Here is a 15,134-nt window from a genome sequence, read left to right as displayed (position 1 = left end):
GACGCCGTACCGAGACGGCTGTCAGCGTGCCTGCGCGGCGTCGATGTCGATCAGCAACTCGGCTCGCGGCGTCCGGGCGTAGAGGACCCGCTTCCCGTCCCGCCGTGAGCTGCACAGGCCGGCAGAGACAAGAACCGACAGGTGCTGGCTGACGGTTCCCGGGCTGAGCAACAGCGCATCGGCGAGGGCCGTCGTGGTCAGCGGGATGCTCAGCCGGGCCAGGATCGCCGCGCGGGAGCGGCCGATCAGCGCGTCCAGCCCGCCGACGATCGACTCGACCGGCCGCTCCCAGAGCTGTCCCGCGCCGCGGGCGGAGTAGGCGATGACCGGTGGCGACGCGTTGTCGGCGAGCATGACACCCCGCCCCCGGAAGACCAGCGGAAGCAGCCACAACCCCCGCCCCGCGGAGGGCTGCCGGACCCGGCCAGGGCCGATCGCGAGAGCCAGGCCACCTCCGGTCCAGGTGACCTCGGGGTCGAGCTCGTCGAGCGCTCGTTCGAGACCGTCGGACGCAAGCCCGACGGAGCGGTGCGCGATGTCCGCGCCGGTGATCGCCTCGATGCGTCCCCAGAGTGGCTCGAGTACCGCAAGCCAGTACGCCGCCATGGCTTCGGCGGTCCGCTCGGCGAGCTCGCGGGTGCCCATCCGCGCGCTGCGGGAGGCTGGATCCAGCTCCCGCAGCGTGCGGAGGTCGGACTCGAGCACCTGCTCGTCGGCGCTCGCGATCCGGGCGAACTGGTCGAGCGGATGACCTGGAACGGCCGATGGCGAGGGCCCCAGGAGATCAGGCACGAAATGATCTCCGCGGGTGAGCTCGAGCAGCAGGTCCAGGTCGAACGCCGGGTCCTGCGGCACCCGGGGTCGCAGGTGCCGGTGCAGCTGGAAATGCTGCCGGTGGTTGATCAGGGTCAGGCTCGCCACCGTCTCCCACACGGCATCACTGGTGAACCGGACCTTGGTGAGGTCCGGCACCGTCAGTTCCAGCTCGATCATGGGTTCAGGCCGATCCGACGTGCTCCTCGAGCAACGTTCCCTGGTCCAGGATCACCAGCCACCGCCCGTGCTTGAACTCGTACGTCACGGTCGTGACGGCCGTGAACCAGTAGTCCAGGCGCGGAATGGCGTACTTGGTGGTGTAGACGACGAAGCCCGTACTGCAGCCGTCGACCTTGCGTGTCAGCTCCGTCCACGACCATACCGAGTCCTTGCTGTCGAACCGCGGCCTGCTCGCCGCGGCGACCGCGTCCAGGCCGGTCCGGACGCGACCGTCGGCGACGATGCTCACCACGCCCTTGTCGTGCCCGTGGATCCAGGTGTCCCAGTCGAAGTCGCGGAACGACTCCATGTCGGTTCGCTGCGCCTTCTCGAACTTCTGGGCACAGGACTTGGCCTGGTCCCGCACCGTGCCGGCACCTGCGGGCGACGCGGCGGCGACGGCAGGCGCGGCGAGGCCGAACACCGAGGCAGCCACCACCCCGGTCCGGACAGCGCGAGTGATGAATCGGTCCACGACGACTCCTTCTCTGAGCCCTCACTGGCGGAGGGACGTGGCAGCAGGTTCAGCCACCGCCGCGCCACTCGCGACGATTCGGCGCTGCCCGAAACGTCCGCCGTGGTGGATCACCGGGGAGGTCTGGAGGGTCCGACCGAGATCAGCTTGGCGTGGTAGTCGGTGGGATACGGTTCGCCGATGGCCTTGCCGCCGACTTCGACCCACGCGTGCGCTCCGAACGGCGGATAACGTCGTACGCCGACACACCAGACCGGCCACTGACCTCGGGCGCGGCAGAGCAACGCGGTGGCGATGGACCGCGGCAGACAGCCTTGCGGGCCGGAGCACGACATGCTGACGGCGACGACCGCGGCCCGCGCCCGGGTGGTGACCTGCCCGTCGGCCGGGCGCGTTCCCTTGGCGAGCACGCCCATGACCCGGCGAAGTTGAGCGGGCGACCGGGTCGCGAGCAGACGGGCGACCGGTACGACGAGCCGGACGGCGACGCGTTGCCGCCACGACACCGCACTCGGGTCATAGGTGATCACACCGGTGACGCTCATCGCGCCACCAGCTTCGCCTGGTCGAGCTGCCACAGCAGGTCCTCTACGTCCGAGCGGGCGGTCTCGGCATCCACGTCGTACTGCGTCGTGATCCGCGTGATCGCCGTCTCCAGGTCCGCGCCGTCGAGCAGGGCCCGCAACGCGACCACTCCGGTCGGATTGAGGCTGTAGTACGCACCGGCCGACTCGTCCAGGAGCACCCAGCCGTAGTCCGTCTCCACCATGGTGACTGCCGGATCGAGTTTCATCGCTCCCCTTTCGCCGAACGCAACCAGGCTTCTACTTCGAGCGCTTGCCGGACCGGCCCACAGGTGTCCGCGTGATACGGACCCCGGCAGATCTGCCGCAGCGCGGCCACGTCGACGAGGCCGAGCCGGCCGAGCTCGGAGCCGTCGAGCAGACTCAGGATCTGGCCGCGATGACTGCTCCAGCCCCGGTCGACGGTCATCGAGATCTCGGATTTGCTGGTCCGGTGCAGGGTTCGCGGCGGAAGGACTCCGGTCATCGCCGCCACGAGTTGCGGCTTGTAGCGTCGCGGGTCGATGGCCTCGTCGGGACGGACTGCCAGGCAGGCTTCGAGCACTTTGTCGTCGAAGAACGGAACGGCTACCGGCATCCCGTCAGCTTCGCCGAGCTGTGCGACGTGGCGCGCGGCGGCGGCGCCGGTATGGGCCAGTTCAAGCGTCGCGTGCATGCCTCGCGCATCGGCCAGCGGCTCGCTGTTCACCTGTCCGATCGCGTCCCGGACCAGACCGACGGCATCGGACGTCAACCAACTGGGCGTGCTGGGCGGGACTCCCCAGCTCATGACCTGCCATTCCTTGGTCTGTTCCTGGTCGAGGCTGGTGGCGAGCCAGTCGGAGTACGACGTACGGTCGGCGACCGCAGCCGCGAGCGCTGACGCCGGAAGCCGGTACTTCGCCTGGATGCGTCGAGCCAGCCGGGCGGCACGCACCGGATGGCGGCGCGCGATGTCGGCGAGCCAGGCGGGCGGCGGCATCAGCAGCTCGTCGCCACCGTGGCCCGCGAACCGCAGCTCGGCGTGGTGGGCAGCGGCACGAGCGCTCGCCGTACCGATCCTGGCGCGGTACGCCGACACCCAGGTCGGCTCGTCGAACAGGCCGAAGTCGTGCCCCAGATCCTGGAACGGCAGCGGAGCCGCGGACGCCGGCAGCACGTCGTGCTCGGTCCCACAGGTCTCGACCAGGTACTGCGCAGCGGCGACGTCCTCGTCACCCGGATCGTCAGCCTGGTAGGTGAGAGCGACCACCGGAGCACCTCGCACGGCAAGCCCGAAGAGCGAACTGGAATCGAGTCCGCTGAGGTCACAGGCCACTTTCGCCTTGCCCTGAAGGCGAATCGCGACCGCGGTGTCGAGCGCGTCTCGCAGCGCCACACCCGCATCCGCGAGCGACAGCTCCGGCTCCGGCGGCGTCCACCAGCGCTCGTGCCGAGCCGAGTCGAGAACCAGCCAATGCCCCGGTGGCACCGCGACGACACCCGATCGGACCGACTGCCAGACCAGCGGCCAGGGCGCTCCCGGTGACAGCAGCCGCAGCGCCAACCTGGTCGGGTCAGGCTCGGCGCCGGTCAACCGGGCAAGGACATCGGTTCGGTCCGAGGCGACCGTGACGCCGCCGAGGTCGGCGTGGAAGATCTTGCGAAGACCTGATGCCGTGCCACGGACCCGCACGGTGCCGCCCGTCGAGACCAGCAGGTGGTGACTGCCGGCCGCCGTACCTGCCGTGCCGCCCGCCGCCACCCGGTCGACGTACCTGAGGTCAGGCTCGACCTCTCCGATCGCGACCACGTGGATGTCGCGGCCTCGGGCCGCTGCCGCCCTACCCCAGCGGCCGAGCACGAACGGCCGCCCGGACGGATGCCGGATCTCGTTGTCCGCCTCCGGCCGGAGCAGGTCGGCCACCGCGATCGCCGCCTCGGTATCCGGCAGCGCGACGAACCAGGACCCCGCAGACGCAGCCCGTCCGGTCACCCGGACGGGCTGCGCGCGAGTTTCCCCGGTGGTCAGGGGGTCACAGTCCGAGTCGTCCGCCGGATCCGTCTTCCCGCTTCCCGGTCCGCCCGGCCGTCACCTGCCCGAACTCACCGTGCCGGGTCAGGGTCGGACGCTCGTACTCCTGCTTGTCCGTCTCTTCGCGCATTCGCAACTCCGAATCTCCGATGACATGACGCCTCTGTTCTACCCGGCCCGGCAGCGCATCTCCCGCCCTTCGATCTCAGTCGAAACTCCCGCGGCGATCCCGACCAGCTCGTCGTCCGGGTTCCTTGCGGCGTGATCGGCGTCATCCTGCGGCGAATAGATATGCATAGGTTTGCTATGTATATTGAGGAGTGTGACTGCTACCGACCTGACCCGACTCGGCGAGGACGTCGTCGTCGCGTCATCGCGACTGAACCGGATGGCCACCCGGGACCTGAGCACGCTGCCGCATGCCGCGATGCGGGTGCTCGGGCGGCTGGACGAGCTCGGGCAGGCCGGAATCAGCGAGCTGGCCAAGGCCGACCGGTGCTCCCAGCCGACCATGTCCACCCTGGTGCAACGACTGGAGAAGCAGGGCCTGGTGCATCGCGCGCCCGATCCGGCCGACTCGCGCGCCAGCCTGATCAGCCTCACCGATGCCGGACTCGCCGAACTGACCAGCGCCCGGCGGCAAGCCGGCGCCGACCTGGCCGCCCGACTGAGTCAGCTCCCCGCGACCGACCTCACCACCCTGCGGGACGCGGTCGCCGTCATCCACAAACTCCTCACCCTCGAACCATTGGAGGACACGCCCCGGTGAGCAACTCATCGTTTCTCAAGCAACCCAAGTCCGTCTGGGCGGTCGCCTTCGCCTGTGTGATCGCGTTCATGGGCATCGGCCTGGTGGACCCGATCCTGAAGCCGATCGCCGAGCAACTGCACGCGAGCCCGTCCCAGGTGTCGCTGCTGTTCACCAGCTACATGGCGGTCATCGGTGTCGCGATGCTGATCACCGGCGCGGTCTCCAGCCGGATCGGCGCGAAGCGCACCCTGCTGATCGGCCTGGCCATCATCGTCGTGTTCAGCGCCCTGGCCGGCCTGTCCAACTCCATAGGCGCGATCGTCGCCTTCCGGGCCGGTTGGGGTCTCGGCAACGCGCTGTTCATTGCGACCGCGCTGGCCACGATCGTCAACTCCGCAAGCGGTTCGGTCGCGGAAGCGATCATCCTCTACGAGGCCGCTCTCGGTGTCGGTATCGCGGCCGGTCCGCTGGTCGGCGGTGAGCTCGGCACGATCTCGTGGCGCGGCCCGTTCTTCGGCGTCGCGGTCCTGATGACGATCGCCCTGGCCGCGACCGCTTTCTTGCTCCCCGCATCACCGCGCGAAGCACGTCGTACGTCGATCCTCGAACCGCTGAAGGCACTGCGGCACCGGTCCCTGGCGACCGTCGGTGTGACGGCACTGCTGTACAACTTCGGCTTCTTCACGCTGCTCGCGTTCACCCCGTTCCCGCTGGCGATGTCGGCCCGGCAGATCGGCCTGATCTTCTTCGGCTGGGGTCTCTGCCTGGCGATCACCTCGGTGTTCGCCGCGCCGCGACTGCAGCGCTGGTTCGGGACGCTGCCGGTGGTGATGGCCTCGCTGCTGCTGTTCAGCGCGGACCTCGCGTTGATGGGTCTGTTCGCGCACCACAAGGCGGTCCTGGCGATCGGCGTGGTCGTGGCCGGACTGTTCCTCGGTATCAACAACACCCTGATCACCGAGGCCGTGATGGGAGCCGCTCCGGTCGAGCGTGCGACCGCGTCCGCGGCGTACTCCTTCGTCCGGTTCTCCGGCGGCGCGGTCGCTCCGTGGCTGGCCGGCAAGCTCGGCGAAGAGGTCAACATCCAGCTCCCGTTCTATGTCGGTGCGTTCGCAGTGCTGCTCGGAGTCGGCGTCCTGGCCAGTGGCTGGAAGCCGTTGTCGCACCTGCGCGTCCCGGCCAACCACTCCAAGGTCGAAGCCGAGGCGCTGACCGTGGCCGACGCCTGACCTTCGCTGATTGGTCCACTCGACCCGCCGGAGAACGATTTCCCCGGCGGGTTGTGGCGCTTAGGGTCGATTGACATGACGACCTGGCCAACGCTCCGCACGTACACCGACCGTCAGCTCCGCCGGATCGCCCTGCCGCTCGGCGGCATCGGCACCGGGACCGTCAGCCTCGGCGGCCGCGGCAACCTCCGCGACTGGGAGATCGTGAACCGCCCGGCCAAGGGCTTCCACCCGGGTACGGCGTTCTTCGCGATCCGCACCGAATCCCCCGACGGCAGCGTGACCGCCCGCGCCGTTGAGGGTCCGCTGGACCTCAGTGAATACGAAGGCGCCCACGGCAGCGGCACGCAGAACCACGGTCTCCCCCGATTCCGCGACGCGTCGTTCAGTACGGCCTACCCGTTCGGACGACTCGCGCTCCGCGATGACGACGTACCGGTCGAGGTCGAGCTGGAGGCGTTCAACCCGCTCGTCCCGGCGGATGTCGAGGCCAGCTCGTGGCCGGTCGCGGTCCTGCGTTTCGTCGTCACGAACCGGGCCACCGAGCCGCTGACCGTGTCGCTGGCCGGGTCCCTGCAGAACTTCATCGGCCGGGACGGAGCCTCGGATGTTGCTTCCGGCAACTACAACACCGCGGCGACCGGTGAAGTCGGCAGGCTGGACGGCTCGGAGGTCGGCGCGGACGGCGTGCTGCTGCGCAGCGGCGTCGATCCCGGCGCCGAGCAGTTCGGCTCGGTTGCGCTGGCCGTGCTCGACGCACAGGACGTGAGCCGCCGTACGACCTGGGCGGACCGGACCTGGAACGGTGGTCTACTCGAATTCTGGGACGACTTCACTTTTGACGGCCGGCTGGACGAGCCGACCGATGAGGCGACAACCCCGATCGCCTCGGTGGCAGACCGCCGTACGGTCGCAGCCGGCGCGACCGAGCGCTTCACGTTCCTGCTCGCCTGGCACTTCCCGAACCGGCGCGCGTGGGAGAAGCCCGACATCGTCGGCAACTACTACACGACGCTGGTCGACGACGCGTGGACCGCACTCTGCAGCTTCGCGCCGCAACTCGACGAGCTCGAGCGCCGTACCGTTGCCTTCGTCACCGACTTCCTCGGTAGCGACCTGCCCGATGAGGTCAAGGAGGCCGCGCTCTTCAACCTCAGCACGCTGCGCACCCAGACCGTCTTCCGCACACCGGACGGGCGGTTCTTCGGGTGGGAGGGCTGTTCCGATCACGTCGGCAGTTGCTTCGGCAGCTGTACGCACGTCTGGAACTACGAGCAGGCAACCCCCTTCTTGTTCGGCGAGATCGCCCGGTCTTTGCGTGAGGTCGAGTTTGCGCACGCGACCGACGAGCGTGGGCTGATGAGCTTCCGCGTCGGGCTGCCGCTGGATTCGAGTGCGCAGGACTGGAAGGTCGCCGCGGCCGATGGTCAGCTCGGATGTCTGGTCAAGCTCTACCGCGACTGGCGACTCAGCGGCGATGACGAACTCCTGCGGTCACTCTGGCCGGCGGCTCGGCGCGCGCTCGAGTTCTGCTGGATCCCTGGTGGTTGGGATGCCGACCGCGATGGCGTGATGGAGGGCTGCCAGCACAACACGATGGACGTCGAGTACTACGGTCCGAATCCGCAGATGCAGTCCTGGTATCTGGCCGCGCTGCGTGCCTCCGAGGAGATGGCCCGGTACGTCGGTGATGGTGCGTTGGCGGACGAGTGCCGGAAGCTCTTCGACAATGGCAGTGCGTGGATGGACGCCGAACTGTTCAACGGCGAGTACTACCGGCACGAGGTCCGGCCGCCGGTGTCCGCGGCGGATGTCGCGGACGGTCTCCGCGAAACGATGGGTGCCGCTGATCCGACCAAGCCGGAGCTGCAGTTGGGTGATGGTTGCCTCATCGACCAATTGGTCGGTCAGCATCTCGCTCGTCTGACTCAACTCGGCACGCTGCACGATCCGGAGCGCGTCGTCACGACGTTGCGCAGCATCCTCGAGCACAACGGGCGCTCCGGGTTCGACGGGCACTTCAACAACATGCGCAGCTACGTGCTGGGGGACGAGTCCGCCGTACTGATGTGCAGCTATCCGCGCGGCAACCGCCCCGAGCGGCCGTTCCCGTACTTCACCGAGGTGATGACCGGGTTCGAGCACATCCTTGCGGTCGGCCTGATCACGGAGGGCCTGGTCGACGAGGGCCTGAAGGTGATCACGGACATCCGGGCCCGGTACGACGGCGAACGCCGCAACCCGTTCGACGAAGCCGAGTGCGGTCACCACTACGCCCGCGCAATGGCGAGCTGGGGCGCGGTCATCGCCCTCACCGGCTTCGACTACGACGGCCGAACCGGCGTCATGCGCTTCGCCCCAAAACTCCCCGGCATGCAAACCCTCTTCTGGTCCACCGGCAACGCCTACGGCACCTACGACCTAACCACCCAAACCCTCCACACCCGCGAAGGCCACCCAAACATCACCTCGATCGAGGTTCTCTAACTCACCCCACCCGCTAACCCACCACCCAGCATCACCCATGCCCTGGACAATCCGAGCTCGCTGACCATACCAAACGGTATGGTATGGTTTTTGCATGGTGACGCGGATGGAGTGGCTGGATGCGGGGCTCGATCTGCTGGCAACCGAAGGTGCGCCGGCGGTGACGATCGAGCGGCTCACCGGCGAGCTTGGCGTGACCAAAGGCTCGTACTATCACCACTTCAAGGGCGCCGCCGGTTACAAGACGGCGCTCCTGGAGTACTTCGAGGCGCAATTCACCGCCCGGCTGATCGAGGAGATCGAGCGTGAGCCCGGGGTGGCACCAGCCGCGAAGCTGACGCATCTCCTGCGGTTGGTGCTGACCGATCCGGACCACACCGCGCTCGAGATCGCTGTGCGGGCTTGGGCGTTGCAGGATGCTGAGGTTCGGGCTGCGCAGGAGCGGGTGGACAAGGCGCGTACGGCGTACCTGCAGGAGCTGTGCCGTGGGCTGAAGACGGACGTGGATCCGGACCGGTTCGCCCAACTGCTCTACCTGATCCTGATCGGCGCCGAGCAGGTCGTCCCGCCCATCACCAGAGCCGACCTTCGCGAAATCTACGACCTCACCCTGCGCCTGGCCATCGACTAGAGGAGTCGCTATGCCTACCCGCACAGACCTGCCGGAATTGGACGATCTGCTGCCGATCGTCGACATTGTTGATGTGAAGACTGCTCGTGGGGACGTGACGCTGCGGGAGTTCACCGCGAGCGCGCTTGGTCATGCGCCACTGTGGGTGAAGGTGTTGTTCGCAGCCCGGATCCCGATCGCAGCCCTGCTTCGGTTGGAGACGAGTGGCATACCGCGGTCCAAGCAGTTGACCCCGGAGACCGTGAGCTTCACCCCAGGTGATCCGGCCGCGTTCTTCACGGTGGTGCGTGGCGAGGAGGACCACTACCTGCTGCTGAAGGTGACCGACAAGCACCTGATCGGCTGGCTGGCGATCATCACCGACAACGACCGGCCGGCCAACTTCAAAGTCGTGACGCTGGTGCAGTATCTGCGAGCGAGCGGCCGCTTCTACTACAACCTGATCCGCCCGTTCCATCACCTCGTGCTGCTGAACATGTGCCGGACCGGCTCACTCGCGGGCCGCTAGCAACCTGACCGGATGCGCCTTCGTCGCCTGATAGGCGGTGAAGGCCGAAGCCGCACCGACAACCACCAGCGCCGCACCGAAGATCAGACCGAGCAGCTGCCACGGAATCGCCAACGCAGCAAGGCCATACGGCCCAGCAGCGATCCCCGCGAGTGCAGCCGCAGCAACAAGGGATCCGAGCAGTACGCCGACCACCACCACGGTCGCCGACTCCACCAAAGCGACTGCAACAACCTGCCCACGAGTCAATCCAGCCATCCGGGCCAGGGCAAACTCCCGTCGCCGATCGGCCGTCGACATCACCACAGCGTTGACGACGGCAACAGCCGCGAAGATGCCCGCCAGTCCCATCAACGCAGCGAATAGTCCGGAGTTGCTGCGCTGCTGAGCTTCCCCGCGCCCCTCCGCCCACTTCTTTACCGTCATACCGTCGAATGTCGCCCCAGGCTTCAGCTTGACCAGCGTCTCGGTTCGACCGCCCGCGGGCAGCAACGCCCTGGGAATGAAGAAGTTCTCGCTGACATCCAGGGTCTCCGGCATGATCGCGACAACCTTGACGCTCATCGTCCTGTCGCCCAGCGCAATCTTCACCGTCGATCCGAGTTTGTAGCCCTCGGCAGCCATTCCGGGGCCGATGGCAATCGTCCGGCCGGTCAGCCGATCGAGCGAACCCTTCCGCGGCCGCAGCTTGTGCGTCTGCTCGTAAGCTCCCGGATCGATCCCGATCGCCTCCGAGTAGACCGTGCTCTTCCCCCTCCGCACAGTCACGGGTACGGCGGTCTGCGCCGACGCGACCGCGATACCCGGCCCAGCGAGCACCGCACGATCGACGACCACGTCTGCGGTGATCAGCCGCTCCTGCTCGACCCCGACCGCCTTCGCCAGCGACCCGAACGTGCCCCACAACCCGACCACGAGCCCCACCAACACGATCAAGGGCGCCGCCGTCGCCGCGCTTCGTCGTACCGCATGCAGGACGCCGGCCCGGGCCAGGTCTGCGATCAGGTTGCCCCGGAGGATCGCAGCGGGAAGGCGACCGGCCAGCGGGACCACGACCGGGCTCAGCTGGCTGAGAGCGACCGAGCCACTGATCATCACGACGAGCCCGATCATCAAGCCGGCAACGAGATCACGCGCGGCCTGCGCGGTGATCACCAGGAGCACAGTGCACGCCGCGGCCGACAATCCCCAGAACCATCGCCACCCGGTCATCACTCGCAACGCCGCCCGGCTCTCGGCGAGCGCTTCGAGCGCGCTGACCCGAGACGCGCGCCAGGCCGCCGCGAGTACGCCGGTCAACGCCGTACTCACCCCGATGATCATCGCGGCCCAGACCGCGCCCTGGTCCCAAGGCGCGTGGAACCACGTCGGCAGCATGCCCAGCTTGATCAGCAGCCAGGACTGCGCCCAGGTCCCGATCAGACCGAGCGGCACCCCGACCACTGTTCCCAGCAGGCCGAGCAGTCCCGCCTCAGTGAGGAGCATGAGGCAGAGGTAACCGCGCTGCGCGCCGACCAACCGCAGCAGGCCGAGTTCCCGTCGTCGCTGGACGACCGTGAAGCCGAACGTCGTACTGACGATGAACACGGTCAGGAAGACCGCCAGCATCACCGACATCCCGAGCAGCGTCGCGGCCCCGACGTACCCCTCGCGAACCCTGGCCCGGTCGTACGCCGACAGTCCGGCCGGCAGGTCGGGGTGATCGGTCGCGGCGAGCACCTGCAGGCCCGACTGCACCAGGCCGACTCCGAGCGTGACAGCGACCACCGCGCCCGCGAACAACTGCCACCTTGTACGCACGGCTCCCACAGACAACCTCAGCATGCCTCCACCCAACCGGCTTGGTGGTCGGATGCACCGGGCCGTCGCGCCCGATGTGAGGTAGCCCGCGCGCTACCTCAGGACCTCGAGCAGCGCGGCGAAGTCGGCCCGGTCCACCTCGCGGGCGCCGATCAACGCTTGCATCAGCAGGCCGTCCAGCGCCGCCACCAACAGTCGCGCCTTCTGCGGATCCGCGGTGAAGGCCCGCGCGATCTCCGTCAACGGTTCGAGCCACGCACCCGCGGCGGGCCTGAGCTCCGGCCGGCGAGCGGCGTACAGATAGAGCTCGTACAGCGCCAGCGTCCGCCCACGTCGCCGTACGACGCTGTGCTCGATCAACCGTGCCAGCTCATCGGCCGGCCGCGCGCCCCACTCACTCCCCCGCGCGTGCAGCTCGGCGGCCAGATCCTCCGCCGCCCAGGTCAGCGCTGCGACGAGCAATTCGTCCAGCGTCGCGAAGTGGTAGGTGACCGACGCGACCGACACATCCGCCGTCGCGGCCACCGCGCGATGGCTCACACCTGCGACTCCGTCGCGCTCAATCACGGCCAGCGTTGCCCGCAGCAGCTCGTTCCGCCGCTGCTCACCGCGCACCCGGCGGCCGTCGATCACCCTCCTGACCTGCACGAACAGCAAACTATCAGGACGTCTGTACGGATTGTTTTTCGTGCCAGGAATCGCGGGTTCGACCGCCGTTCGAGACCTAGGCTCGGGTGACGTGACAACCAATGACATGAGTACGGCGATGCGGCGCGCGCTGAAGCGGGCGGCCGACGGCAAGACCCTCGACGCGACGGAGGCCGAGGTACTGCTCGGTGCTTCGGGTGACGCGCTGACCGCCCTGATGGCGACGGCGGCCCGGGTACGCGACCAGGGTCTGGCGGATGCGGGCCGGCCGGGTGTGGTGACGTTCTCGAAGAAGGTCTTCATCCCGCTGACCCGGTTGTGCCGGGACAGGTGTCACTACTGCACGTTCGCGACCACGCCGGGGCGGGTGCACTCGCCGTACCTCTCGCCGGACGAGGTGCTCGAGATCGCGCGGCAGGGTGCGGCACTGGGGTGCAAGGAGGCGCTCTTCACGCTCGGCGACGCGCCCGAGGACCGCTGGGAGGCGGCTCGGCAGTGGCTGGAGGAGGCCGGGTACGACAGCACGCTCGACTACGTCCGGGCGATGTCGATCCGCGTCCTCGAGGAGACCGGGCTGCTGCCGCACCTCAACCCCGGGGTGATGTCGTGGCAGGACCTGCAGCGGTTGAAGCCGGTCGCGCCGAGCATGGGGATGATGCTGGAGACGACGTCGCGGCGGCTGTTCGAGGAGAAGGGTCAGCCGCACTTCGGCTCGCCGGACAAGGACCCTGCGATCCGGCTGCGGGTGCTCGAGGATGCGGGCCGGTCGAACGTGCCGTTCACGACCGGGCTGCTGATCGGGATCGGCGAGAACCTGGTGGAGCGGGCCGACTCGATCTTCGCGCTGCGTCGCATTGCCCGGCAGTACAACGGGATCCAGGAAGTGATCATCCAGGGCTTCCGGGTGAAGCCGGATACGGCGATGCGCAACGACGCCGACGTACCGCTGGACGAGTGGCTGGCCGCGATCGCTGTCACCCGCGTCGTGCTCGGGCCGCGCGTCCGGGTGCAGGCGCCGCCGAACCTGGTGGATCTGGCCGAATGCCGGCTACTCCTCGACGCCGGTATCGACGACTTCGGCGGGGTGTCGCCACTGACGCCCGACCACGTGAACCCGGAGCGGCCGTGGCCGCAGATCGATGACCTGAGGGCTGTGACTGCTGCGGCGGGCTTCGAGTTGCGCGAGCGATTGACCGCGCATCCGGAGTACTTGCGTGAGCCCTGGCTCGACCCGCGGTTGATCTCGCACGTCGAGGCACTGCTTGATCCCGCAACCGGGCTGGCCGATGAGGCTGCTCTTCCGGCTGGCCTGCCGTGGCAGGAGCCGGACGGTGGATGGGACAGCGTTGGGCGGACCGATCTGCACACTGCGATCGACACCGAGGGACGCCGGACCGAGACGCGTTCGGACTTCGATGCGGCGTACGGCGATTGGGATGTACTGCGCGAGGACGTCGAGGCGCGTCGTGCCGTCGATGCAGCCGCGGGCGTGCCGGAGCGCATCGAGGCCGATGTGAAGGCTGCTCTCGCGGCGGCCGAGCGCGATCCGGCCGGATTGTCCGACGCCCAAGCTCTCACGCTGATGACGTCGACCGGTCCCGCCTTGGACGCGCTCGCCGGGATCGCGGATGAGTTGCGCAAGGCAACGGTCGGCGATGACGTTACCTACGTTGTCAACCGGAACATCAACTTCACCAACGTCTGCTACACCGGGTGCCGGTTCTGCGCGTTCGCCCAGCGCCGCACCGACGCCGACGCCTACTCGCTGTCGATGGACGAGGTCGGGCAGCGGGCCGAGGAAGCCTGGGTCATCGGCGCCACCGAGGTCTGCATGCAGGGCGGTATCCACCCCGACCTGCCAGGGACGGCGTACGCCGATCTGGTCCGCGCGGTCAAGGACCGGGTGCCGGACATGCACGTCCACGCGTACTCGCCGATGGAGATCGTGAACGGCTCGGTGCGGACCGGACTGTCGATCGAGGAGTTCCTGATCTCGGTGAAAGAGGCCGGGCTGGACAGCGTCCCCGGTACCGCGGCGGAGATCCTGGACGACGACGTCCGTTGGATCCTCACCAAGGGAAAGTTGCCGACGGCATCGTGGATCGAGGTCATCAGCACGGCCCACAAGGTCGGACTGCCGTCCAGCTCGACGATGATGTACGGCCACGTCGACGCACCGCACCACTGGGTCCAGCACCTGCGCACGATCGCGGCCGTCCAGGACCGGACCGGCGGATTCACCGAGTTCGTGCTGCTCCCGTTCATCCACCAGAACTCGCCGATCTACCTGGCCGGCGTGGCCCGGCCGGGACCGACGTACGACGAGAACCGCGCGGTGCACGCGATGGCGCGGATCATGCTGCACGGCCGGATCGACAACATCCAGTGCTCGTGGGTGAAGCTCGGCGTCGACGGCTGCGTCGCGGTCCTGAACGGCGGCGTCAACGACATCGGCGGCACGCTGATGGAGGAGACGATCAGCCGGATGGCCGGTTCGAAACACGGCTCCCGCAAGTCCATCGCCGAACTCACCGCGATGGCCACGGCCGCCGGCCGCCCGGCCCGCCAACGCACCACGACGTACGGCGAAGTCCCGAGCCGACCGGCTCTCGAACTCGCCTGACCTCTGGAAGTTCCCGGTGGTGTCTGGTCCCCAGCAGCACCAGACACCACCCGGGAAAGAAACGCCGGCCGTGCCGGGCGTCGGTCGCCACCTCACTGGCGACCGGCTGCCCACGCGGCACGACCGGCGTCCTGCTGTTGCCCCGAGAGGGCAAGTCGGCCCGAAGGAGGGCGGGCCCGATGCTCATTCCGCGACCAGCAGGGGAGGTACAGTCCGGTCGCGGACGGGAGCATGTCGGGAACCACCTGGAGCCTGTGTCAGCGACCCGTCCGCCGCCGACAAGAAGAACGTTGTCACGGCGGCGCTCTCCCCGAGAATCCCTCCGATCAAACATTTGCATTGCCTTTGAATAAGGCGACGCTCTGTGAAA

At 68.1% G+C, this 15,134-nt stretch carries 14 protein-coding genes; 6 read left to right on the top strand and 8 right to left on the bottom strand.

The features are described 5' to 3' along the window. Window positions 1-21: 21 nt before the first annotated feature. The 6 genes from AB0L70_RS13880 to AB0L70_RS13855 all read right to left on the bottom strand — a co-directional run bounded on the left by AB0L70_RS13880 (window position 22) and on the right by AB0L70_RS13855 (window position 4,217). Window positions 22-993 (bottom strand): winged helix-turn-helix domain-containing protein, encoded by a 972-nt coding sequence (locus tag AB0L70_RS13880; RefSeq protein ID WP_363683634.1) that lies wholly within the window; start codon window positions 991-993, stop codon window positions 22-24. Between the two features lie 4 nt (window positions 994-997). Continuing rightward, window positions 998-1,510, bottom strand: coding sequence for a hypothetical protein (locus AB0L70_RS13875; RefSeq protein ID WP_363683632.1), 513 nt, complete (start codon window positions 1,508-1,510; stop codon window positions 998-1,000). Window positions 1,511-1,620: 110 nt separating this feature from the next. Beyond that, window positions 1,621-2,055, bottom strand: coding sequence for a lasso peptide biosynthesis B2 protein (locus AB0L70_RS13870; RefSeq protein WP_363683630.1), 435 nt, complete (start codon window positions 2,053-2,055; stop codon window positions 1,621-1,623). Next, on the bottom strand, window positions 2,052-2,303 hold the full coding sequence (locus AB0L70_RS13865; RefSeq protein WP_363683628.1) for a lasso peptide biosynthesis PqqD family chaperone: 252 nt from the start codon (window positions 2,301-2,303) through the stop codon (window positions 2,052-2,054). Before AB0L70_RS13865 ends, AB0L70_RS13870 begins: the two co-directional genes overlap by 4 nt. Then, a complete protein-coding gene (locus AB0L70_RS13860; RefSeq protein ID WP_363683626.1) occupies window positions 2,300-4,048 on the bottom strand; it encodes an asparagine synthase-related protein in 1,749 nt (582 codons plus the stop codon). The genes AB0L70_RS13865 and AB0L70_RS13860 overlap by 4 nt, the downstream gene beginning before the upstream one ends. 40 nt (window positions 4,049-4,088) lie before the next feature. After that, window positions 4,089-4,217, bottom strand: a complete 129-nt coding sequence (locus tag AB0L70_RS13855; protein WP_363683624.1) for a lasso RiPP family leader peptide-containing protein — start codon at window positions 4,215-4,217, stop codon at window positions 4,089-4,091. 192 nt (window positions 4,218-4,409) lie between these two features. On the opposite strand from AB0L70_RS13855, the gene AB0L70_RS13850 reads away from it, so the two are divergent. The 5 genes from AB0L70_RS13850 to AB0L70_RS13830 all read left to right on the top strand — a co-directional run bounded on the left by AB0L70_RS13850 (window position 4,410) and on the right by AB0L70_RS13830 (window position 9,693). Then, window positions 4,410-4,856, top strand: a complete 447-nt coding sequence (locus AB0L70_RS13850) for a MarR family transcriptional regulator (protein ID WP_363683622.1) — start codon at window positions 4,410-4,412, stop codon at window positions 4,854-4,856. Continuing rightward, entirely contained in the window at window positions 4,853-6,067 is a 1,215-nt protein-coding gene (locus AB0L70_RS13845; protein ID WP_363683620.1) for an MFS transporter, read from the top strand. The genes AB0L70_RS13850 and AB0L70_RS13845 overlap by 4 nt, the downstream gene beginning before the upstream one ends. 75 nt (window positions 6,068-6,142) lie before the next feature. Next, window positions 6,143-8,554 carry a GH116 family glycosyl-hydrolase gene (locus AB0L70_RS13840; RefSeq protein ID WP_363683618.1) on the top strand — a complete coding sequence of 804 codons (2,412 nt, stop codon included), beginning with the start codon at window positions 6,143-6,145 and terminating at the stop codon, window positions 8,552-8,554. Window positions 8,555-8,648: 94 nt separating this feature from the next. After that, complete coding sequence (locus AB0L70_RS13835) at window positions 8,649-9,185, top strand: TetR/AcrR family transcriptional regulator (RefSeq protein ID WP_363683616.1); 537 nt, start codon at window positions 8,649-8,651, stop codon at window positions 9,183-9,185. Window positions 9,186-9,195: 10 nt separating this feature from the next. After that, window positions 9,196-9,693 (top strand): DUF2867 domain-containing protein, encoded by a 498-nt coding sequence (locus tag AB0L70_RS13830; protein WP_363683614.1) that lies wholly within the window; start codon window positions 9,196-9,198, stop codon window positions 9,691-9,693. Here the strand turns inward: AB0L70_RS13830 and AB0L70_RS13825 are convergent. Further along, complete coding sequence (locus AB0L70_RS13825; protein WP_363683612.1) at window positions 9,676-11,493, bottom strand: FtsX-like permease family protein; 1,818 nt, start codon at window positions 11,491-11,493, stop codon at window positions 9,676-9,678. The two genes, AB0L70_RS13830 and AB0L70_RS13825, sit on opposite strands and share 18 nt — an antisense overlap. 93 nt (window positions 11,494-11,586) lie before the next feature. After that, window positions 11,587-12,141 carry a TetR family transcriptional regulator gene (locus tag AB0L70_RS13820; RefSeq protein ID WP_363683610.1) on the bottom strand — a complete coding sequence of 185 codons (555 nt, stop codon included), beginning with the start codon at window positions 12,139-12,141 and terminating at the stop codon, window positions 11,587-11,589. A 106-nt stretch (window positions 12,142-12,247) separates the two neighbouring features. Between AB0L70_RS13820 and AB0L70_RS13815 the strand changes: the two genes are divergently transcribed. Continuing rightward, entirely contained in the window at window positions 12,248-14,764 is a 2,517-nt protein-coding gene (locus tag AB0L70_RS13815; RefSeq protein WP_363684101.1) for a bifunctional FO biosynthesis protein CofGH, read from the top strand. The last annotated feature ends 370 nt before the right edge of the window (window positions 14,765-15,134 follow it).

This window comes from Kribbella sp. NPDC051952 (assembly GCF_040680855.1).
Classification (GTDB): domain Bacteria; phylum Actinomycetota; class Actinomycetes; order Propionibacteriales; family Kribbellaceae; genus Kribbella.
Note: the sequence above shows the minus strand (reverse complement) of the source record. Positions and strands in the feature narration are given on the sequence as shown.

Coding starts and splice junctions, on each gene's coding strand:
- AB0L70_RS13880 (WP_363683634.1), bottom strand. CDS start 993: ATGATCGAGCTGGAACTGACGGTGCCGGACCTCACCAAGGTCCGGTTC.
- AB0L70_RS13870 (WP_363683630.1), bottom strand. CDS start 2,055: ATGAGCGTCACCGGTGTGATCACCTATGACCCGAGTGCGGTGTCGTGG.
- AB0L70_RS13815 (WP_363684101.1), top strand. CDS start 12,248: ATGAGTACGGCGATGCGGCGCGCGCTGAAGCGGGCGGCCGACGGCAAG.
- AB0L70_RS13840 (WP_363683618.1), top strand. CDS start 6,143: ATGACGACCTGGCCAACGCTCCGCACGTACACCGACCGTCAGCTCCGC.
- AB0L70_RS13835 (WP_363683616.1), top strand. CDS start 8,649: ATGGTGACGCGGATGGAGTGGCTGGATGCGGGGCTCGATCTGCTGGCA.
- AB0L70_RS13830 (WP_363683614.1), top strand. CDS start 9,196: ATGCCTACCCGCACAGACCTGCCGGAATTGGACGATCTGCTGCCGATC.
- AB0L70_RS13855 (WP_363683624.1), bottom strand. CDS start 4,217: ATGCGCGAAGAGACGGACAAGCAGGAGTACGAGCGTCCGACCCTGACC.
- AB0L70_RS13865 (WP_363683628.1), bottom strand. CDS start 2,303: ATGAAACTCGATCCGGCAGTCACCATGGTGGAGACGGACTACGGCTGG.